General features: G+C 40.0%; 21 protein-coding genes, 1 pseudogene, 1 riboswitch and 1 other annotated feature. Of the genes and pseudogenes, 4 read left to right on the top strand and 18 right to left on the bottom strand.

From position 1 onward, the window contains the following. Positions 1 to 5: 5 nt before the first annotated feature. The 3 genes from BN3282_RS10085 to BN3282_RS10075 all read right to left on the bottom strand — a co-directional run bounded on the left by BN3282_RS10085 (position 6) and on the right by BN3282_RS10075 (position 3,323). Positions 6 to 881 (bottom strand): C39 family peptidase, encoded by an 876-nt coding sequence (locus BN3282_RS10085; protein ID WP_242866627.1) that lies wholly within the window; start codon positions 879 to 881, stop codon positions 6 to 8. Positions 882 to 1,026: 145 nt separating this feature from the next. After that, positions 1,027 to 2,289 (bottom strand): uracil permease, encoded by a 1,263-nt coding sequence (gene uraA / locus BN3282_RS10080; RefSeq protein WP_059068867.1) that lies wholly within the window; start codon positions 2,287 to 2,289, stop codon positions 1,027 to 1,029. 68 nt (positions 2,290 to 2,357) lie between these two features. Then, positions 2,358 to 3,323 carry a dipeptidase gene (locus BN3282_RS10075; RefSeq protein WP_059068865.1) on the bottom strand — a complete coding sequence of 322 codons (966 nt, stop codon included), beginning with the start codon at positions 3,321 to 3,323 and terminating at the stop codon, positions 2,358 to 2,360. Positions 3,324 to 3,400: 77 nt separating this feature from the next. Between BN3282_RS10075 and BN3282_RS10070 the strand changes: the two genes are divergently transcribed. From BN3282_RS10070 to BN3282_RS10060, 3 genes are all read left to right on the top strand, one after another. Then, entirely contained in the window at positions 3,401 to 4,102 is a 702-nt protein-coding gene (locus BN3282_RS10070; RefSeq protein ID WP_059068863.1) for a gamma-glutamyl-gamma-aminobutyrate hydrolase family protein, read from the top strand. 131 nt (positions 4,103 to 4,233) lie between these two features. Continuing rightward, positions 4,234 to 4,416, top strand: coding sequence for a hypothetical protein (locus tag BN3282_RS10065; RefSeq protein ID WP_059068861.1), 183 nt, complete (start codon positions 4,234 to 4,236; stop codon positions 4,414 to 4,416). A gap of 16 nt (positions 4,417 to 4,432) precedes the next feature. Next, positions 4,433 to 4,690: a spore coat protein gene (locus BN3282_RS10060; protein WP_059068859.1), complete on the top strand. Its 258-nt coding sequence runs from the start codon at positions 4,433 to 4,435 to the stop codon at positions 4,688 to 4,690. 114 nt (positions 4,691 to 4,804) lie between these two features. Here the strand turns inward: BN3282_RS10060 and BN3282_RS10055 are convergent, their stop codons facing one another. The 8 genes from BN3282_RS10055 to BN3282_RS10020 all read right to left on the bottom strand — a co-directional run bounded on the left by BN3282_RS10055 (position 4,805) and on the right by BN3282_RS10020 (position 10,437). Continuing rightward, positions 4,805 to 5,470: a YoaK family protein gene (locus tag BN3282_RS10055; protein ID WP_059068857.1), complete on the bottom strand. Its 666-nt coding sequence runs from the start codon at positions 5,468 to 5,470 to the stop codon at positions 4,805 to 4,807. 36 nt (positions 5,471 to 5,506) lie between these two features. Further along, a complete protein-coding gene (locus BN3282_RS10050; RefSeq protein ID WP_059068856.1) occupies positions 5,507 to 6,286 on the bottom strand; it encodes a Cof-type HAD-IIB family hydrolase in 780 nt (259 codons plus the stop codon). A 79-nt stretch (positions 6,287 to 6,365) separates the two neighbouring features. Continuing rightward, the gene (locus BN3282_RS10045) at positions 6,366 to 6,725 is read right to left on the bottom strand and encodes a YccF domain-containing protein (protein WP_059068854.1); all 360 of its coding nucleotides are present in this window, start codon (positions 6,723 to 6,725) and stop codon (positions 6,366 to 6,368) included. A gap of 619 nt (positions 6,726 to 7,344) precedes the next feature. Then, complete coding sequence (locus tag BN3282_RS10040) at positions 7,345 to 7,863, bottom strand: ClbS/DfsB family four-helix bundle protein (protein WP_059068852.1); 519 nt, start codon at positions 7,861 to 7,863, stop codon at positions 7,345 to 7,347. Positions 7,864 to 7,887: 24 nt separating this feature from the next. Continuing rightward, the gene (locus BN3282_RS10035) at positions 7,888 to 8,166 is read right to left on the bottom strand and encodes a hypothetical protein (protein WP_059068851.1); all 279 of its coding nucleotides are present in this window, start codon (positions 8,164 to 8,166) and stop codon (positions 7,888 to 7,890) included. A gap of 35 nt (positions 8,167 to 8,201) precedes the next feature. Further along, entirely contained in the window at positions 8,202 to 8,426 is a 225-nt protein-coding gene (locus BN3282_RS15220) for a hypothetical protein (protein ID WP_059068849.1), read from the bottom strand. A 58-nt stretch (positions 8,427 to 8,484) separates the two neighbouring features. Next, positions 8,485 to 10,098, bottom strand: coding sequence for a recombinase family protein (locus tag BN3282_RS10025; RefSeq protein WP_059068847.1), 1,614 nt, complete (start codon positions 10,096 to 10,098; stop codon positions 8,485 to 8,487). A gap of 111 nt (positions 10,099 to 10,209) precedes the next feature. Continuing rightward, positions 10,210 to 10,437 carry a hypothetical protein gene (locus tag BN3282_RS10020; protein ID WP_029731960.1) on the bottom strand — a complete coding sequence of 76 codons (228 nt, stop codon included), beginning with the start codon at positions 10,435 to 10,437 and terminating at the stop codon, positions 10,210 to 10,212. A gap of 77 nt (positions 10,438 to 10,514) precedes the next feature. Here BN3282_RS10020 and BN3282_RS14730 point away from each other — a divergent pair, with 77 nt between their 5' ends. Further along, on the top strand, positions 10,515 to 10,754 hold the full coding sequence (locus tag BN3282_RS14730) for a hypothetical protein (RefSeq protein ID WP_082667522.1): 240 nt from the start codon (positions 10,515 to 10,517) through the stop codon (positions 10,752 to 10,754). A gap of 410 nt (positions 10,755 to 11,164) precedes the next feature. On the opposite strand, the gene BN3282_RS10010 is transcribed toward BN3282_RS14730, so the two are convergent. The 7 genes and pseudogenes from BN3282_RS10010 to BN3282_RS09985 form a co-directional block, all read right to left on the bottom strand. Continuing rightward, entirely contained in the window at positions 11,165 to 12,379 is a 1,215-nt protein-coding gene (locus tag BN3282_RS10010) for a replication initiation factor domain-containing protein (RefSeq protein ID WP_059068844.1), read from the bottom strand. Between the two features lie 406 nt (positions 12,380 to 12,785). Further along, positions 12,786 to 13,352 (bottom strand): DUF2625 family protein, encoded by a 567-nt coding sequence (locus BN3282_RS10005; RefSeq protein WP_059068842.1) that lies wholly within the window; start codon positions 13,350 to 13,352, stop codon positions 12,786 to 12,788. 59 nt (positions 13,353 to 13,411) lie between these two features. Beyond that, a complete protein-coding gene (locus tag BN3282_RS10000) occupies positions 13,412 to 13,780 on the bottom strand; it encodes a hypothetical protein (RefSeq protein WP_059068840.1) in 369 nt (122 codons plus the stop codon). 41 nt (positions 13,781 to 13,821) lie between these two features. Next, entirely contained in the window at positions 13,822 to 14,727 is a 906-nt protein-coding gene (locus tag BN3282_RS09995) for a hypothetical protein (RefSeq protein ID WP_059068839.1), read from the bottom strand. Positions 14,728 to 14,934: 207 nt separating this feature from the next. Beyond that, positions 14,935 to 15,045 (bottom strand): annotated as a pseudogene (locus BN3282_RS14725) (helix-turn-helix domain-containing protein); the annotation flags it as partial. Between the two features lie 155 nt (positions 15,046 to 15,200). Continuing rightward, a complete protein-coding gene (leuS, locus tag BN3282_RS09990) occupies positions 15,201 to 17,633 on the bottom strand; it encodes a leucine--tRNA ligase (protein ID WP_059068837.1) in 2,433 nt (810 codons plus the stop codon). 92 nt (positions 17,634 to 17,725) lie between these two features. After that, positions 17,726 to 17,984: a binding site (T-box leader), on the bottom strand. Between the two features lie 99 nt (positions 17,985 to 18,083). After that, positions 18,084 to 19,493 (bottom strand): alanine/glycine:cation symporter family protein, encoded by a 1,410-nt coding sequence (locus tag BN3282_RS09985; protein WP_059070369.1) that lies wholly within the window; start codon positions 19,491 to 19,493, stop codon positions 18,084 to 18,086. Between the two features lie 2 nt (positions 19,494 to 19,495). Continuing rightward, positions 19,496 to 19,593: riboswitch (glycine riboswitch) on the bottom strand. Between the last annotated feature and the right edge of the window lie 64 nt (positions 19,594 to 19,657).

Here is a 19,657-nt window from a genome sequence, read left to right as displayed (position 1 = left end):
AAAATTTACAACTCCGTAAACGCCCATAGATTGTTGATCTGATATTTTATTTCGTCATATTCCCATGCTCTAGCGCTGCGCTTCTCACTGTTCGAATCATGGATCTTGATTTTTCCATCCTCTACACCTGTAAGTACAATGAAATGTCCCGTCGTTGTAAAATCTCCCGGGCGCATACTGCATATGATCGGATGTCCGTTCTCCAGCGCAGATAGGACAGATACCTCATCTGCTCCGATCTCTTCGCCTGCAACACCAAACGCCTTACCGCCTTCCGTCATAAGCAGCCAACTCGTTCCGCTTTCGCCTGCATAATACCCGTTGTCCTGCGCATACCGCGCTACCGCATAGGGCGTGATACTGTCATTTCCCGTCAGTCCGGCTGCGACCATGGCAAGCGAGGTCGGACCACAGCCGCTCACTGCCAGAAATGTATCCCCGTATTCTGCATATCCCCATCGTTCATCCCATTGCAAAAACAGTGGAATCTCTCCTTTAACAACACCTTCTGTGGTCGTTGTCGGTTCTCTGTCTTTCTTCTCCGGATACTGCAGTACAAACTCTGCTGCCTCGGCATTGCCGGCGAGCATATCTAAAAGATCTTCCGGATACCGATCGGCATGGTTTAGTATCATCTCCACTCTCTCATCTGTCTTCGCCATCTCACGTAATTTTTCCAATGTATCCTGGTTCTTTATTCCATGCTTCCTGCCGATCAAAGAAGCAGTCTCTACGGAAATCTCACGCAGCCAACTATCATAAAATGTATTTTTCACCAGAACAATACTCCCAAACAAAAAAATACCCGCAATAAACAGTTTCTGTATCCTCTTTCTTCTGTATTTTCTTTTTTTTCTTCTGTAATATGTCCTTCTGTCCATTCTCTGCCAGCCTCCTTTGGTCTGATTATATTCCCCCTTTTTTATATCTTTTATAACCTGAACTTAAGAATTTATGAAGATTCTCCTTCTATAACCCAATCTTTCCACGAAAAAAAGAAGTCCCTGTCGGAACTCCTTTTTTCCTCTACTCTTCTTCTCTATCGTTTGTCAATTTTAATTTATCCAAAACAAAGAACATAAGTCCCATTAGCATACCTACCACACAGGCGAGCACCATACCCGTCAGCTGAATACTTCCAAACTGCACTTTGATACCTGACAATCCGGTTACAAATATAACAGAGGTCATCGCCATATTGCGAGATCTTGCATAATCCACCTGCGATTCTACTAATATACGGATGCCGGACGTTCCGATCATTCCATAGAGAAGGAAAGAAATACCTCCGATCACAGGACCTGGGATTGTATTGATCAGTGTTGTCATTTTACCGATAAAAGAGCAGATAATCGATAAAACCGCCGCACCGCCTATCACATATACGCTGTATACTTTTGTCATCGCCATAACACCGATATTTTCCCCGTAAGTCGTCGTCGGAACTGATCCGATAAAGCCGGAGATCATGGTAGAAAAGTTATCCGCAAACAGGGAGCGATGCAGTCCCGGATCCTTCAGCAGATCTCTGCCTACAACCTTGCTTGTCACGATCTGGTGTCCGATGTGTTCAGATGCAATTACCAGAAGGACAGGCAGTATGATCACAATCGCCTCCCATTTGAATTTTGGAAGAGAGAAGTTCGGCACCGCGAATACCGACGCTGCCGCCACCTCGCTAAAATCTACGATCCCGCATAAGATCGCCGCCACATATCCTACAATGATCGCGATTAAAATCGGTATGACCGCAAAAAACTTTCGGAATAATACAGAACCCAATATGGCTGTCAATAATGTAGCAAGAAAGACAATGACATTTTTCATATCAATACTGCTTTCTGTCAATCCGGCATTTGAAGCCGCTGTTCCTGCCAGTTCCAGACCGATCAGGGCAACCACAGGTCCCATGGCCGCCGGAGGCAGCACCACATCGATCCATGCCGAACCGAATTTATAGATCAGCAAAGCAAGTACACATCCACAGAAACCGACTGCTACAAAACCTCCCAATGCATACTCATATCCCCACTTTTCAATCACAATCCCCGCAGGCGCCAAAAAAGCAAAGCTGGAACCCAGATAGGCTGGCGCTTTGCCTTTTGTGACAAAAATAAAGAGCAGTGTTCCGATTCCATTCATAAACAATACCACTGCCGGATTAATGCCAAATACGAATGGAACGAGAACAGATGCCCCGAACATTGCAAACATATGCTGAATACTCAAAGGTACGAGCATGTTAAACGGTACCTTTTCCTCCACCTGGATGATTCTTTTGTTTTCCACTACTTAAGTCCTCCTCTTCTCTCGATAGCACCTCAAAATTTTATCTTTTCTATTCTATCACACTCTCCTTATGATTTCCAGACATCTCTTAAGATTCTTTGTACATTTTTATACCATATCTTATCCAGCTGCCTTTCTGTAAAACCCGTGCGTTTCAGTGCTTCCCATATTCTTCCCATGTCTTGAATGCCTGCGATTTCTTCCGGCAGAGCCTGCGTTTCAAAGCCATCGAAATCCGTTCCGAACGCAACGGCATCTTCTCCCGCCCACCGCAGCATATGCCGGGCATGCGCCGCAATATCCGAAATATTTGCCTTTTTCTTTTCTGTCAGAAAAGCAGAATAAAAATTCACTCCTGCCACTCCTCCTTTTTCTCCGATGGCTTTGAGCATACGGTCTGATAAGTTTCTCGGATGCGGGCACAGCGCACGCGCATTAGAATGGGATGCTACCACCGGAACAGGACTATTTTGCACACAGTCCCAGAATCCGCCGTCAGATATATGCGATACGTCGATCAGCACTCCGAGCTGATTCATTCTCTCTATCACAAGATGCCCAAATGGTTTCAGTCCGTTTTCCATGACCTTCTTATCTCGGCTGTTTGGATATCCTATACAATTCTCATAATTCCATGTAAGCGTCAAAAGGCGTACACCTTTTTTATACAATGTATCTATTCTCTCTATCCTGTCGTTTAATATTCCGCCTTCTTCCACTGTGATGATACCGGAAATGCAGTGTTTCTTTTTATTTTCTTCTAATTCTTTCTCCTGAAAAATACAGCCAAAATCTTCTCCCTCCTCCTGCCTGATCCGTTCGATCAGAGACAGTACTTCTTTATATGCCAGCTCCCATCTGTCCGTTTTGGTTTCGAATTTTCCTATATTTACAAAACATGCCAAAAACTGTGCCTGACTGTCTGCCTTTTTTAATTTTTCTATATCCACGCACAAATGGTTATGCGCAAACGATGCATCGCTTTGTTTATAAAGTTCGCTGATCGTATCACAATGCATATCTATCAATTTCATGTATAAATCTCTCCTTTCTTACATATCCTATCATACAATTATGATGTTAAACAGAAAAATATGTTTCAGGAGGATGTATGGAACCTAAAATCGGCATTGTTATCTGCGGCTTGCAAAACAGCCGGCAATTTGTCTCAAACGCTTATATCCAGTCCGTCAGATATTCAAAAGGACTCCCTGTTGTGCTTCCCCTTGTCCGTTCAGATCATCTTCTGGAAGAATATATCGCCCTGTGCGACGGTTTTCTCTTCTGCGGAGGGGAGGACATCACGCCCCTTCTGTTCGGACAAGAACCTAAGGATGGGATCGGACGGACGGATATTACTCTGGATCTGTTTCAGATACGTCTTATGAAAAAAATCTTAAAAACCACAAAACCTGTTTTTTCCATCTGCCGTGGCATGCAGATCTTTAACGTAGCCTGTGGAGGAACGATCTGTCAGGATACTATGCTGCAATCCGGAAATATATTAAACCACATGCAACATTCGGATACAAAAAGCGACGTCAGCCACCGCATCACCACCCGACGAGGAAGTCATCTAAAACGCTGCATCGGCTCCTGTCTCTATGTAAACAGCTTCCACCATCAGGTCATTGAAACTATAGGGCAGGGACTTACCGCGTGCGCGCACGCTTCAGACAAAACTGTAGAAGCATTGGAACTTTCCGAACATTCTTTTGCGCTCGGCGTCCAGTGGCACCCGGAATGTATGTACCGTACTTCTTCAGAAATGCGGGAACTTTTCAGTGAATTTATTTTTCATTGTGCTTCTTAAAATTTCCCTCATATATCTGACAAAGATAGGACATACTAATTTACGAAAAGTCACAGACTTTGCCGCAGGCAGGAGCAGGCGAACTTGCGACCTGACGGCCGCCTGCGGGAATAAAAAAAAGGAGGTTGCTTATGTCTGAGATTTCTATTCTTGATCTGCAGAATCTCCGCCACCTCATCGGCGGATATACGACGACACATTGCAAGATGACAGAATACGCGCAAGATGCGCAAGATCCGGAGGCAAAAAAACTTTTTCAGGATGCCGCGGATTCTGCCATGAAAAACAAGCAGGAACTGATGAAATTTTTATAAGAGGAGCGCAGGAGATATGGATGAAAAAACAATGATTTCCGACGCATTAGTCGGAGTAAACGGTGAATTAAAAATGTTTGGAGACATGATTCCCCAGACAGAAAACAAAGAATTAAAACAATGCTTAAAACAGATCCGCAATGAATGTGAAATGTCACAAGAAAAACTATACCAGTTTGCCCGGGAAAAAAGCTATTATGTCCCCGCCGCAAAGGCTACACAACAAGAGATTGAACATGTAAAATCTATCCTGACACAGCCGGCAATGCGGTAAACAGACCTTTAACAAAGAAAAATGCTCCGCAGAATTCTCTGTCTGCGGCGGGTTGCTCCAGCAACATGATACCTTTTACCGCAGCGTGAGCCTTGCAGAGCATTTTTCTTTTATTTACCTTCTATCCTGCAGCAACATGAGCAGAGATGCCAGCAAAAGCAATACGCAGCACAGCCAGATACTCTTTATTCCTATCATTCCTGCCGCTATCGTACCCGCTGCGGCACCTGCGATAAAAAGGAAGATCACACCCCAATAGTGGACTGCGCTTTTTCCTGCCTGCCGGTCTCCTTCCATCAAAAATACATACAACTTTTCTGTTCCCGACCGCAGGTTCCCCGTGCACATCGTAGAGGCATATGGAACCTCTCGCACCTTTCTGAATGCATTCACCTGCAAAGAACAGATAAAAGAAATCATTACATTAATGATTCCATCCGGCATTTCTGCCGGAAGAAAGCCTATGACAAATAAAAGTCCTGCCTCAAAGAGCAGAATACAATGCTCAAACTGTAAAAAACCGCTTTTCTTTAGACGTTCTCTTAACAGATTCGTCACAAAAACACCGACTGCAAACGCTGCAATCGGAATCAGATAGTATCCAGCCTTCCCCCATTGTCTTTCTGCCATATTGACCGCAAGCAGCACAATATTTCCCGTCTGTGCATTCGCAAACACACCGCCTCGCAGAAGATAAGTATATGCATCCAGAAATCCCCCCACCAAAGCTAACAACGCTGCTATTTTAAATGTCTCATGGGACGGAATTTTTTGCTTCATAGCCTTTCCTCCTTTAGCCATACACATATGCCGCACTCATATTACTCCATACTCTTCCAAAGCTTTTTTGATTCCCTCTTTGTCTACCCTGTCCGTCACATAATCTGCTGCTTCTTTTACCTTATCATTAGCATTCCCCATTGCTACGCCAATCTGTGCATAGAGCAGCATATCTATATCATTCTCTCCATCGCCAAAAGCCATGATCTCCTTTGGGGAGATACTGTAATGTTTCAGAAACGCCTCTATCCCTTTTCGCTTTCCGGCTTCTTCTGCGATAATGTCGTATGCAGCATCATTCCATTGTGTTGCACGGCAAAAGCGCAGTTTCTTTTCAATCTCTCTCATCTGTGGTTCTTCTACATACATACAACACTGATATATTTTGCCGCCATGATACTCCGCCACTTCCGGTACAGGACTTAATATCTCTTTTTGCCGCCTCCGCAAAAGATCATTGACAAAATTCACATAGATTCTGTCCTTCTCTACCATAGACACAGGTATTTCCCGCCGTTTAAATATCTCCAGTATCGTATCTGCCCCCTCTTTGCAGATTGGTTCGTCATAAATCGTATTTCCTTCCCCATCCAAACATAACTGTCCATTCAGGACCACATAGCCGTCAAATTCCAGATCACGAACCGGCAGAGCCTCAAGCTCTATCGTATGCCGTCCTGTGGCAACAACCACTTTGATTCCCCGCTTTTTCAACAGACGAAGAGCTTCCTTTGTACTTTCAGGCACACCCCCGTCTTTGTGGGAGATCAATGTCCCGTCCACGTCGAAAAATACTGCTTTTATGTTTATTTCCATCCATCTGCTCCTTCTTCTCCCGTTCTGCTTTTCTGTTTTTGCCCATGGCTTATAGCACAATTGCATATCGTCTCTGTCGTCACCGTATTTCTGCTCCAAAGGGCATCAGAGCCAATTTAGCCAGTTTAAACTGCTGCATTCCGAACGGAATCCCGATCACTGTTATACAAAGTATAATGCCCAGCGCTGCATGTTCTATCGCTAAAAGCAACCCCGACACAAGCAGCCAGATTATATTCAAAAGCAACGAACCGGCTCCGCCGCCATACACAACTTCCTTTCCAAAAGGGAAAAAACTCAGTGAAGCAAGCTTAAAACACTGTACGCCTACCGGTATCCCTATGATCGTAATGCACCATATGCATCCCGCCAGACACCAGCTTAAGCCACTGATGAATCCGCCAAACAAAAACCACAATACATTACCTAAACAACCCATTTACATTCCCTTCTTTTCTATCCTGCCTCTGTAAAATGTTACGCATTTATTCTATCACAGTTACAGTGCAAAATCATCCGCAAAAACAAACGATATTCTAGCTGCTTTCCCTTTTATTTTAAAACACTTCCTCTTTTGTCTATATACATTCCGTCAAAGACAGACCTATATCGTATCGGCTTTGCCTTGTTCCTTAATTTCACTACATTTCTCTCAGCTTTTTAGAAATCAGCAGGTGTATCCGACTTTGTATCTTCTCTGATCTCCTCTTGAACCATTTTCACAACGACAAACTATCTGTCTTGAAACCTATAGTTTGTCTGCAAATTGTTGCTGGGTGAACTTTTTTCTTCTCTGAATTTTTTGATGTTATCACTTAATGCCATACACAATACCTCTCTTTCACTCACATCATATAATGATAGAACTTAAAATAAAGGAACTTTCAATATCGTTTCATCAAAATACGCTCATATATTCCGTAAAGCTTGCTTCTGCTCCGGTATTCTTAACCGTACTTTAAATCAAGATCTTTTGCTTTAATATAATTTTCTTTAACATTTAATTCAGATTCCAAAAACAACATTACTATTTTATTTTCACTCGGTTTGCATAATATTTACAATGCTGCCTTTTTCCATTTTCTGATCTTGGTTCTAAAAGTTCCGAAAGGAGCAACAGTATTAATGTGAATAAACTTGTAAACTTCCCATACCGCTGTTTTTGTAGCATCATCAGCCCACTTTCTCATATGTGGTTGAAATAATTCTTCATCACTCATTGAATCAATCATTGTATGGATAGATATAATATTTTCTTTTAGTCTATCTTTCAGTTCTGCTAACGATAAATATGAGTAAGTATCTGTAAACCATTGATATAATTCACCTAGTTGATTCCACTTAAACATATCCGATGGTGTTTTCACTTCAATCCCTTGTTTCTCATCGTCTTCCCATTTCAAAACTAATGTCGTCCATCCAACTTGATAAGCAAGATTTTCTGCTGGTGTTCTATCTACTTCGATTATTCTCTTATCTTTTAAAGATTCAGGAATATTATCAAATTCAGAAATATACTTTTCAAAACTTTTATTTATCTCATTTTTTAATTCTTCTTTGTCCTTGTATGTTCTCAAAATATCTACCCCACAAATTCATATTTAACGCTTACTAAGCACCCAATTATCTTCTTGATTTTCTCTCGTCGCATAATAACCGCAAGGCATATCTACTAAAGTTCCAATCGAATTGTCTAACTCAAATACCTCCTTCAAAGAAACTAATTTTGCGTCTTCTGTTTCATGTGCTTTGCCACATAAAAATTGCCACATACCGTCATCTTCATCATGTGATACAAATAAAATAGGTTCTTCTCCATTCATTATGTGACAGCAAATTATAGTTGCTGTATTTGGTACATCATGAAAAGGAAATTCCATATGTAATCCTCCTTATCAAATTCAGCTTTTATCTATTATTTTTTATTCTTCCATTTTCTAATAAAATAATTGTTAAAATCCCAAGTCAAATATTCGCTATTCATAGCCGCGAAAGCAATAAATACTACTACAATAATTGCACACACTAAAATAAGCAGGTAACGAATTGTCCGAATTTTCACCTCACTTCTTTCCTGTTCCGTTTCTCCGAGCAACACACTTACAGATGTATCCAGTTCTTCTGCCAACAAGACAAGCATACTTGAATCAGGAACCGATAATCCGCTTTCCCTTAGTTAAAGATATGAACCCTATTTATCAGTCTACTTTTCCAATAAATCGGTAGTATATCTCTATTTCCTGTATTCTTTCGTTCTCCTCATTCGTTGTTGCTTCGTGAATGAGTATTTTTTCTATCATTGCATTTAATAACGGTGCTGTCAGTTCCTTTGGTACAGAATACTCCTTGATTAACTCAATCCACTTTTCAGCACCTATCATATCCTGTTCCATTTTACTTAATTCTTCTCTTAGGCTGGTTATCTGCTGTTCTAGTTCTATCTGTTCCTTTTGATATTTCCCCGACAGCATAATGAAGTTTCGTTCCGTTATCTTCTCACAGGCTCTATCTTCATACATTTTCGCAAACAAGCGGTCAATCTCATTTTGTCGGTTCTCGGCTTTCTTCAAGGCACTTGCCTTTTTCTTCTTTTCCCGTATTCGCTCTGCATTGCCGACTTTCTGTATCTTGTTCAATGCCTTTTCTTCGTCCTGCTGTACTGCCTTAGCCCAATACTGCAATCGCTCCAATACAGCTTGATACAGCACATCATAGCGGATATAGTGCATAGAACAGTAACCTTTGCCAAACTGTCCGTAGAAACTGCAAGAATAATAACTGTAAGGCGTCTTATTTGCTTTATTTGTTGCAAACCGCATAGACCAGCCACAATCCGCACACTTGACAAGCCCTGCAAATATCGGCGTTGCCTTTTCCTTTGTCTGTCTACGCCTTGATTTTATCTGCTCCTGCACACGATAGAACACTTCCTTGTCAATAATCGGTTCGTGCGTGTTTTCTACTCGAAACCATTCGCTTTCGGGCTTTCGTACTTTCTTCTTGCTCTTAAATGAAACCGTAGACTGCATATTGTGAACGCTGTTGCCTATATAAACCTCACTTTTTAATATTGCCTTAACATGAGCAATCGTCCACTCATAACGCTTGCTTTCGGGCTTTCCCTCAAAGATATGTGCAAAAGTACCGTACCTTGTGAAATTCAGCCAAGACGCTGTCGGAACTTTTTCTTCTCGCAGTACCTTTGTGATTTTGGCACTACCGTAACCTTGATAGGCTAGGGAGAAGATTTTTTCAACAATCCATTTTGTTTCCTCATCAACCAGCAGTTTTCCTTTGATGTCGGGGTGTTTCTTATATCCTAACGGAGCATAAGCCCCATAATACGCACCCTCTGCAAATTTTGTCTTAAATGCCGATTTCACTTTACGGCTTGTATCTCTTGCCACCCATTCATTGATGATGTTCTTAAATGGTGCAATCTCACTTTCGCCTTTTTCGCTGTCTACACCGTCGTCAATCGCTATGTAACGGACATTATGGCTGGGAAAATACAATTCTGTATATTGTCCTGTCATAATATAATTTCTGCCAAGTCGGGAAAGGTCTTTCGTTACAACACAGTTGATTTTTCCTGCCTCTATATCTTCAATCATTCTCTGGAAACTCGGTCTTTCAAAATTTGTTCCCGACCAGCCGTCATCAATATACTCATCAATCACATTCAAATGATGTTCTTTTGCATATAGACGCAACATACTTCTTTGTGTGGTAATGCTGGAACTTTCGCCCTGTAATTCATCATCTCGGCTTAACCTAAGATAAAGTGCAGTATTGTAAATCTGTTGTTTCATTGTCAGTTATCCTCCTTTATAACTAACCCGTGTTTACAATACCTGCTTGCAAGTAAAGTATAACACGGGTACTTTTTGCCATTCAATCTATTTCTTACAACTGCACCGATTTTATGCGATTGTCTGCTTTGCTTTTTCCAGCATAACATCAGTCAGAAGTTCTTCCATTGTCTTTCCTTTTTCGGAAAAATGCTCTTTTACTACAATCTTTGTCTTTCCTCTGTTGCCAATGCCACGCTTATTATTTGTCTTTTCTTGCATTGTTTTTACAATATCAGCAATAACACATACCCCCTTTCTGTAAAAATAGTTTCTAAGCAATTCAACGGCTTTTGTCATAGCCCACAGGAGTTCCACCTCTGCATAATCCTTATGTAGCCGTACCCATTGCGTGCGACGCTCTGAACGCTCAAGCTGTGGCTGTACGGGAGTATCATTATCAGACAGGACAGGTCATGGCGATAAAAGAGGACAAGTCTTTTACAAGAACACAGATAGGTTGTCGCTCGCTTTGGCAGGGGAAAGGTCATGGCGTATCTGTTTCAACGGCTCGCTGTCTGTCTAATGTATTGAATTGCTTTATTCAGTTGTCAAAGAACACGGAAGAAGAAAATCGTCTTTCCTATATACCGCGTTGGAAAAGAGCAAAAGCGTAACCAATACTCAAAACTTTTTTCTTTTCACTTCATGTCTGTACAGCAAACGCTTATTTGTTAAGTTGAAATGAAAATATTTTAAATCTCTTTTCCTGCACCATATAGGGAACAGCAGTCATCAAATGTTAAGTTAAAAATGAAAATATTTTCTTCCTTTCACATCAACACTCAACTGCTAATGCCTGTTTGAATACAAATAACGACAGTTTTTCCTTTTTTCGCATAATACTGTCCACCAATCACGAATTTCCGTCATATTTTTCAAAAAAGTATAGATTTTTTCAACTTCCACTCCATATAAGGACAGCAACCCTCGGTTTAATGAGTAATTTTGAAAAAAAGTTAAATTTCCTTTTCTCACACCATATCTGTACGCTAGTTGATATTTTGTTGCAGATTTTTTGAAGAAATTAAAAAATACCGTCATTCTCTTGTGGAACAACGGTATCTATGCGTTCTTCTATGGTTGATTTTTCTAACTGTAATAAATGTTTATGCTTGTCTTTGAGCTCTGCCTGCTCAATCATATCTTTCAGTATCGTTGTATGATTTTCTTTATCCAATGCCTGTACCATTTTTATCGTTGGTGCAACTTGTCTTTGTAACCAATGCAATGCCTTTTGTAAGGTATAAGGCTCTGGCTTTGTGGTTAAGCGTATAGGTTCTCTGTTATCCCCTACAAACCATGCCCAATCATCATTCATTTTCCATTGACTTTTAGGTTTATCGTCCTCTCTATCTACAAAGCGAACATAATGATTGATAATAGAAAAAGCGGTGCGTTCAGCGTCCCGATAGGTCAGTAAATCTACAACTGCATAATAGGCTCGTTCATTCTTCATGCGTATTTCAAAACGGTTCTTGATTTCTGTATCTTCAACTTCTGTGCCATTCTTGACATACTGCTCATAATTCTTCTGATAAGCACACATATATAATTCGCTACTTGTTGAACCAAGATATAAGGTTTCTCCTGTGTTCTTTGGTGTATCACTCCCACATTTCTCTGTACCACTGTAATCTTTCTGCATACGGAAGTAGGAAATACATTCTCCTGCTTTATATTTTGCCTTTAATTTTGGAATATCCAATATTCCTGCTTTATCATTGATTGCCAAGTCAAGCCGTTTCATCACACCGCCTGCCGTCATACAATCAAGCATAAAGTCATACCATGTGCGTTCCTGTGCCAATAGATAACTTTCCATTTGCCGACACCCTCTGCCTTTCAGTTCTAACAAAACGCCTAAATGCTCTTGCATAGAACACATGATATTGATATCGCCCAAAACATACTTGCTTTCATATCCGTACTTTCCAAAATCTTCATAAAGCATATAATCGGCTTTTAGTTGTAATACATCACGAATAATCTTTAATGCGTCCGTAGTAGGAAAGCGGACACGGAAGTAATCAATCAATAAGAATAGCGGTTCTTTTGGGTTGAAATGCTCAATCTGTTTTTCTATCGTTTGTTTTAATTCATCAGAGGGAACAACAATCCCATTCTCTATCTGATTAAAATATGTACGGCTGATACCGCAGGCAACCGCAAGCCTTGTTTGTGTTACTCCATATTCTTCACGCTTTTGTCTTAATTCTTCTATAAAGTTTTTATCATTCATTCTTCAATTCCTCCAATCAAAAAAGGCAACTACCATATTTGATAATTGCCTATGCTTACATTTCTGCAAAAGACAAAGACAATCAGTTTCTTATTTGAAACCAACTGTCTTTCCTATGTCTTATTTAATTTTTATGTGTTAAATGAGTGTCTTTCAGTTAACACCCTGTCAAAAGCGGTTTTGCCTTGTAAATACAGCGTTTTCCGCTTAGTAGTGTCTATTGTCTCTTGTTTTTTGTGCCCCCCTTGTTAGATAACGGGGGCTTGATGTTCGCTCGCAAGCTCGCTCAACTGTCGAAGTGAACCAGCCACTAAAAACGGCGGAAAAATCTAAAAGATTTTCCCACCGCCGTGTCTGGATCACTCCGTCAGAATATGATATTTTGGTATCTACAAACTAGGAGTTGCTATATACCAAGATTTAAACGAATTAACTCATCAATAGATACAACTTTTCTACTTCTATGATTAATATCAGTATTTACTTGAAGTAAAGGATAAAAGGAATATCCATCATTTAATTGAATTTTAGAACAATCCTCTTTCCAATTAACCCATCTGAAACATTCATAGAATTTATTTACACCATTAGGATTGTTGATTAACCAATTTACAAATTGTGTATAATATATTTCTAAAGATTCCCATTCATTTGTATCGGGAGCAAAATAATAAACAAAATCATCTTTCAAACCAAACAATCCACCTAAAATATCTTCTGCAATTAAAATATCCATAGTTTGATTTGTGTTATATAGTTTATTCTTTTCAATTACATTCAGTTTGCCACAACCATATATTCTTATCCAATTATCAATAACAATACCACCAGAATTCATAAACTGTTCGTAAAAAAATTTATCTTGGAAATTACTGTATTTTTCAGAAAAATCTTTTACTAATTCATCTTTGGGTTTAAGTAACAACACATTATTTTTAGTGCTTAAATCATCAAAAAAAATCTTCGTTTTCATATATACCACTCCTCAAAATTTCCGATTTATATACTTTTCGTATTATCTAATACCGATAATCAAGATTTCTGTTGCAACCAATAACTAGAAATTGCTTCTAACGGAGCATATTTATTGTATTCCTTTTCACGATTTTTCAATTCTCTATATTCTCTTTTTTCTTCCTCACTCATATTTAGTGGATTCTTATACAGCAAATCTTCATACAAATATACACTAATTTCCATATTTATAATTTCATCATGTAATTCACTTATATCTTCTTCGGTCACATCTAATTTAAGAGAACAAGGAATCTCATTTACAAAATCAAGTTTATATAAATTGTAATCCTCAATAATTATTTCAACTTTCCAATTAGGTTTCAACTCAGAGAGTAACGACTTATATAATTCAGCTAAAGCTTTTGGTATGTTTCCTATAATCACAATATCACTTCCTCGACAACTTCTACATTTATCAACAATCCTTACTTACTCATTCGTTTATCAATAGTTATAAAAATCAAAGCACAAACAACCATAACTAGCGGAATTGCAAGACCAAATCCATCAAGAATATTTTCAACTCTATCAGTAAAACAACTTATTATCGCTAAAACAACAGCTATATAAGCCGGTAATGAAATATAATTATGAATCATGGCAAATAACTTTGTCTGTTTAGGATTTTTTGAAAGTTCAATAAGTTTTGGGATAATCTCTTTACGAGAATCACCTAATTCCAACGCCTTTCTTCTCGATACTCCTGCTGATTTATAAACAACCGGATATATCCATATTCTTGTAATAAACATAATCGGAATACACAATACATAAACAAGAACTCTTACAATATTATCAAATGATGTTTCTTGATTCCAACCAGTATCAGCTATATTAGGATATCCTAAAGAATTAAGTACTTCTTTAATTATACTTGAATTTTCAGAATCACAATAAGCATATACCGCTGTATTTTCATTATACATAGCAACGTAATAATTTGTTTCTATATCTAAAATATATATACGATAATTTAGCTTTCTTTCATTAAACTCTACCCTATTAGTTGTTCTGTTCCCGTATATTTTATTGAATGCTTGTGTATAAACTTTTCTTGCACTTTTTACATTATCAAATTGATAAAATTCAAAACGCAAATCATCTTGTTCAGCAACAATACAATTTTCTAATTCCATAGCAGGAAAATTATTTTGTGCATTATCTGTAATATTAAAAGTTTGTATTCCTTGTTTTGTAAGTGCATTTTCGACCTGTGTTACATTTAGCGGATTAGGACGATTAGCTACAAATGCGTAGAAAATACCTCCAGCAAATGCAGTAAATATAATAATAAAAATTAATATAGGCTTAATTCTTATTTTATTCTTCAATGATAACATCTCCTCAAATTCATAAAGCTTATCGTTTTCTTAACATAAATTATATCACGCTAAAAATGAACAGTCATTCTTTTTCACTTATCTAATGAAAAATTATTAGATATAGAAAAAGACACTATATTTCAAGTGTCATTCTCTTATATACCAATATTCTGCAAGCAGGTAAACACAGGTTATTCCTTAATATCCTTTTGTTTGGGAAACTCCTTTTTCCCATTTAGATACCGTTTGTCTTACTACATTTAGCTTGATAGCCAGTTCCTCTTGCGAAAGTCCTTTTGCTTTTCGTAAATTTCTAATTTTTTTAATTAAACTGTAATTGTTTATTTCTCATAATATCATACTCTGTAATTATTTACATCTTTATAATCACAAAAAAATAACGCAGACAATATCTCTATCATCTGCGTCATTCCTCTAATGATTTCCAAGCACTCTATTCTGTTGTGAAATATTCTTCTCTATTATTTCTGCACAATATTCACGATCTTCTTCGGGACATAGATTTCTTTTATGATATTTCCGGTCAGTTTATCTGCGATTGCTTCTTTTCCTGCCGCAATAGCTTCTTCTTTTGTCGCTTCTGCAGAAATACTGATGACTGCTTTTGTCTTTCCGTTGATCTGCACCGGAATTTCGATTTCATCGTCTTTCATCGCATCTTCGTCATAGGTCGGCCATCCTGCTCTGAAAACGGTTGTATCGTGTCCTAACCGTTCCCACATTTCCTCTGAAAAATGAGGCGCAAATGGAGACAAAAGCACTGCGATCGTCTCCAGTGTTTCCTTATCAATACCACCTGCTTTTTTAGCAATATCAATAAACTTGTTATTGTATTCCATAAATCCGGAGATTACTGTATTCAGGCTGAAACTTTCCAAACGACTCGTAATATCAGCGACCATTTTATGGCGCTGTTTTATCATTTCTTTTGTTGCTTCTGTCGGATTCTCCAAGCTGTCTAACAACAGATTCCAGAGACGTTTTAAGAAACGGTTTACTCCGTCGATTCCTCTGTCATCCCATTCTGCGTCCAGCTCCGGCGGACCTACAAACAGCTCATACATACGCAGAGAATCACATCCATAATCATTTACCAGATCATCCGGGGAAACGACATTGCCCTTTGACTTACTCATCTTAATCCCGTTTTTCCCGGTTATCATTCCCTGGTTAAACAGCTTCTGGAACGGTTCATCAAAATCGATCGCACCGATATCGCATAAAAATTTCGTATAAAATCTGGAGTACAGAAGATGCAGCACCGCATGCTCTACTCCTCCGATATACATATCTACTGGAAGCATTTCATCTGCTTTTTCTCTAGAAACCAGTTCCTTATCATTATGGTTGTCTACATAGCGCAAAAAATACCAGGAGGAACCAGCCCACTGCGGCATTGTATTCGTCTCTCTTTTTGCAGGTTTGCCGCATACCGGACATGTACAGTTGACCCATTCTTCAATTCCAGCAAGCGGAGATTCCCCTGTCCCTGTCGGTTCATAGGATTCTACATCCGGCAGACGAAGAGGCAGCTCTTCCTCCGGTACCGGCACTGTACCACAGTCCGGACAGTGGATGATCGGGATTGGTTCTCCCCAATAGCGCTGGCGGGAAAATACCCAGTCACGCAGCTTATAATTGACAGTGGCCTTACCGAGCCCTCTTTCTTCTATGATATGAGGCGCTTCTTTTTTCAGGACTGCCGACTCCATTCCGTTCCATTCCCCAGAATTGATCATCGTACCTGCCGCCTCTGTATAGGCTTCTGTCATATTCTCGATTTCTTTTCCATCCTTTGCAATGACCTGGATGATCGGAATATCAAATTTTTTCGCAAATTCAAAATCACGGTCATCATGTGCAGGCACACACATGATCGCGCCTGTACCATAATCTGCAAGCACATAGTCAGAAAGCCAGATAGGTGTCTTCGCACCATTTAACGGATTGATCGCATAACTTCCTGTAAACACACCCGTCTTCTCTTTGTCCTGCATACGATCTACATTAGATTTCATAGAAGCGTCATAAATATATTTTTCTACTGCTTCCTTTGTCTCAGGTGTAGCAAGAGATGCCGCCAATTCATGTTCCGGCGCCAGTACCATGAACGTAGCTCCGTACAGTGTATCCGGTCTGGTTGTATATACAGTAATTTTCTCATCCCTTCCCTCTACTGGGAAATCTACTTCTGCGCCGTAAGATTTGCCTATCCAGTCTGCCTGCATCTTCTTTACTTTCTCCGGCCAGTCAAGTTTATCCAAATCATTGAGAAGACGTTCTGCGTATGCAGTGATCTTCAGCATCCACTGACGTAGGTTCTTCTTTGTCACCTCTGCGCCGCAACGCTCACATTTCCCATTGACAACTTCTTCATTTGCCAGACCCGTCTTACAGGACGGACACCAGTTAATGGGGAACTCTTTCTCATAAGCAAGTCCTTCCTTGAACATCTTCACAAAGATCCACTGTGTCCATTTATAGAATTCCGGATCTGTTGTGTTTACTTCCATATCCCAGTCATAGAGCGCTGCGATCTCATTGATCTGTCTCTTGATATTCTTTACATTTTCCGCTGTGGAAATCGCCGGATGTACGCCCATCTTGATCGCATAATTTTCTGCCGGCAGGCCAAACGCATCCCATCCCATAGGATGTACGATATAGTATCCCTGCTGCAATTTATAGCGGCTCCATACGTCGGAGATCACATATCCTCTCCAATGCCCTACATGCAGTCCGTTTCCTGAGGGATACGGAAACATATCCAGACAGTAGTATTTCTGCTTCTTATTTCCGTTCTCATCCACTTTGGGATTCACCGGATTTTCCTGCCATCTTTCACGCCATTTTTTCTCAACAGCTTTGTGATTATAGACAATTTTCTGTGCCATATGTCTTTACCTCCCATTTTCTTCTTTTCCAGAGCTTGTCTGCGTCCATTTAGGAATTTGGGGAAATCCATTATAAAAAGCCTTTTCCCCTCTTAAGAGACGAAAAGGCTTCTTTTCCGTGGTACCACTCTTATTCATTTATCGTTTCTAAAAAGGATAAATGCACTCATTTCTTCTATAACGGGAAGCCCCGCTTTCACCTATTTTCCTGCAAGCTGTTAACACAACCCACATACACTTTCAGTAAAAGGACTCTGAGGCGAGTTGGGAACGTCTGTCTGCTGCCTCTCACCAGCCGGCAGTTCTCTGATAGTACAAAACGCTCTTAATACTCCTCTTCCTTGTCTTTACGATATTCTTATTCATTATACGTAGTATATTAAAATAAGTCAAGTACATTTCCCAGATGATTTTTCAAAACAATTCACTAAATCATCTTCCTATCTGCTTTTATTTTGCCTTTGTTCTCGCAAAATATTCTTTTGACTCTTTCACAACAACACCGCTCAACGCAAGAAGTGCGATCAAGTTAGGAAATGCCATCAGCGCATTGAATATATCTGCAATATTCCACACTGCCGCCACAGTCATATAAGGTCCGATAAACACAGCGATAATATATAACCAGCGATATGTTTTTACCGCTTTTTTATTCCGGTTAAACATATATTCAATACAGCGTTCTCCATAATAATTCCATCCCAAAATCGTCGTAAACGCAAAGAACACGAGACACAACATCAGGCAGAAAGAAGATACCGCCGGCGGAAACGGCAGTCCTTTCTCAAATGCCGCCATCGTAATCGCCACACCTTCCAGCTTCGGATCCGTCCATGTACCTGCGATCACAATAGAGATTCCTGTCATTGTACAAATAATAATCGTATCAATAAAAGTCCCTGTCATAGAAACCAATCCCTGCCTTGCAGGTTCTTTCGTCATTGCCGCTGCCGCTGCGATCGGAGCGCTTCCAAGCCCTGATTCATTGGAAAAGATACCTCTGGCTATCCCTTTTTGCATAGCCACGATCATGCTTCCCATCGCACCTCCCGCAAGAGCGCTGCCTGTAAAAGCAGATTTCACGATCGATACAACTGCTGCCGGGACGAGCGTGATATTCGTAATGATGATCATCAAGGCAAGCACAATGTAAAGAACTGCCATAAAAGGAACGACTACTTCCGAAACCTTAGCGATCCTCCTGATTCCTCCGATCACGACCAGTCCTACACATACTGTAAGAAAGATACAGCTGATCACCGTTGCAAGGGAATATTCCTTTCCGAACAATGTAACCGCATACATAGTCTGCGGATCAAAAAAATCTTTTACAGCAGAAGCGATACTGTTTACTTGCGTAAATGTACCGATACCGAACAAACCTACGCCTGCGCCAAAAAAAGCAAAGATCATCGCAAGCCATTTCCATTTTTTCCCCATACCATTCTCGATATAGTAAAATGGACCGCCCAGCACGTGCCCTTCTGCATCAATCGTACGATATTTGATCGCCAAGAGCCCTTCTGCATATTTTGTCGCCATTCCAAAAAATGCCGCTACTACCATCCAGAACAGGGCTCCCGGACCGCCAGCTGCAATCGCAGTTGCCACTCCCGTGATGTTCCCTGTCCCGATCGTCGCAGACAAAGCGGTACAAAGCGCTCCAAAACTGGTTACTTCTCCATGTCCGCCTTCTTCATTTTTCACCATGAATTTCAGGGCCTTTCCAAGATGTCTGATCTGTAATAACCCCAATCGAACTGTAAGATAGAATCCTGTTGACAGGATCAGAATGATCAATGGCAATCCCCATATTCTTGCATCGATCCAAGTGATAATTGCATCAATTTGTGCTAACATTCCTTTACTCCTCCATCCTTTTGCCTGAGAGATTAACAGTCTGTGCAGACTGCGTACACCTTCGGCGCTCTTTTTCAAGAGACTCTCCTGAGTTTATTCTTTTGTGCTTTAACACACCAGAGTAAAGGATACCACTCATCTAGCCAGATTGCAAGCTTTTTTTC

Source organism: Mediterraneibacter massiliensis (assembly GCF_001487105.1).
In the GTDB taxonomy this organism is placed as follows: domain Bacteria; phylum Bacillota; class Clostridia; order Lachnospirales; family Lachnospiraceae; genus Mediterraneibacter; species Mediterraneibacter massiliensis.
Note: the sequence above shows the minus strand (reverse complement) of the source record. Positions and strands in the feature narration are given on the sequence as shown.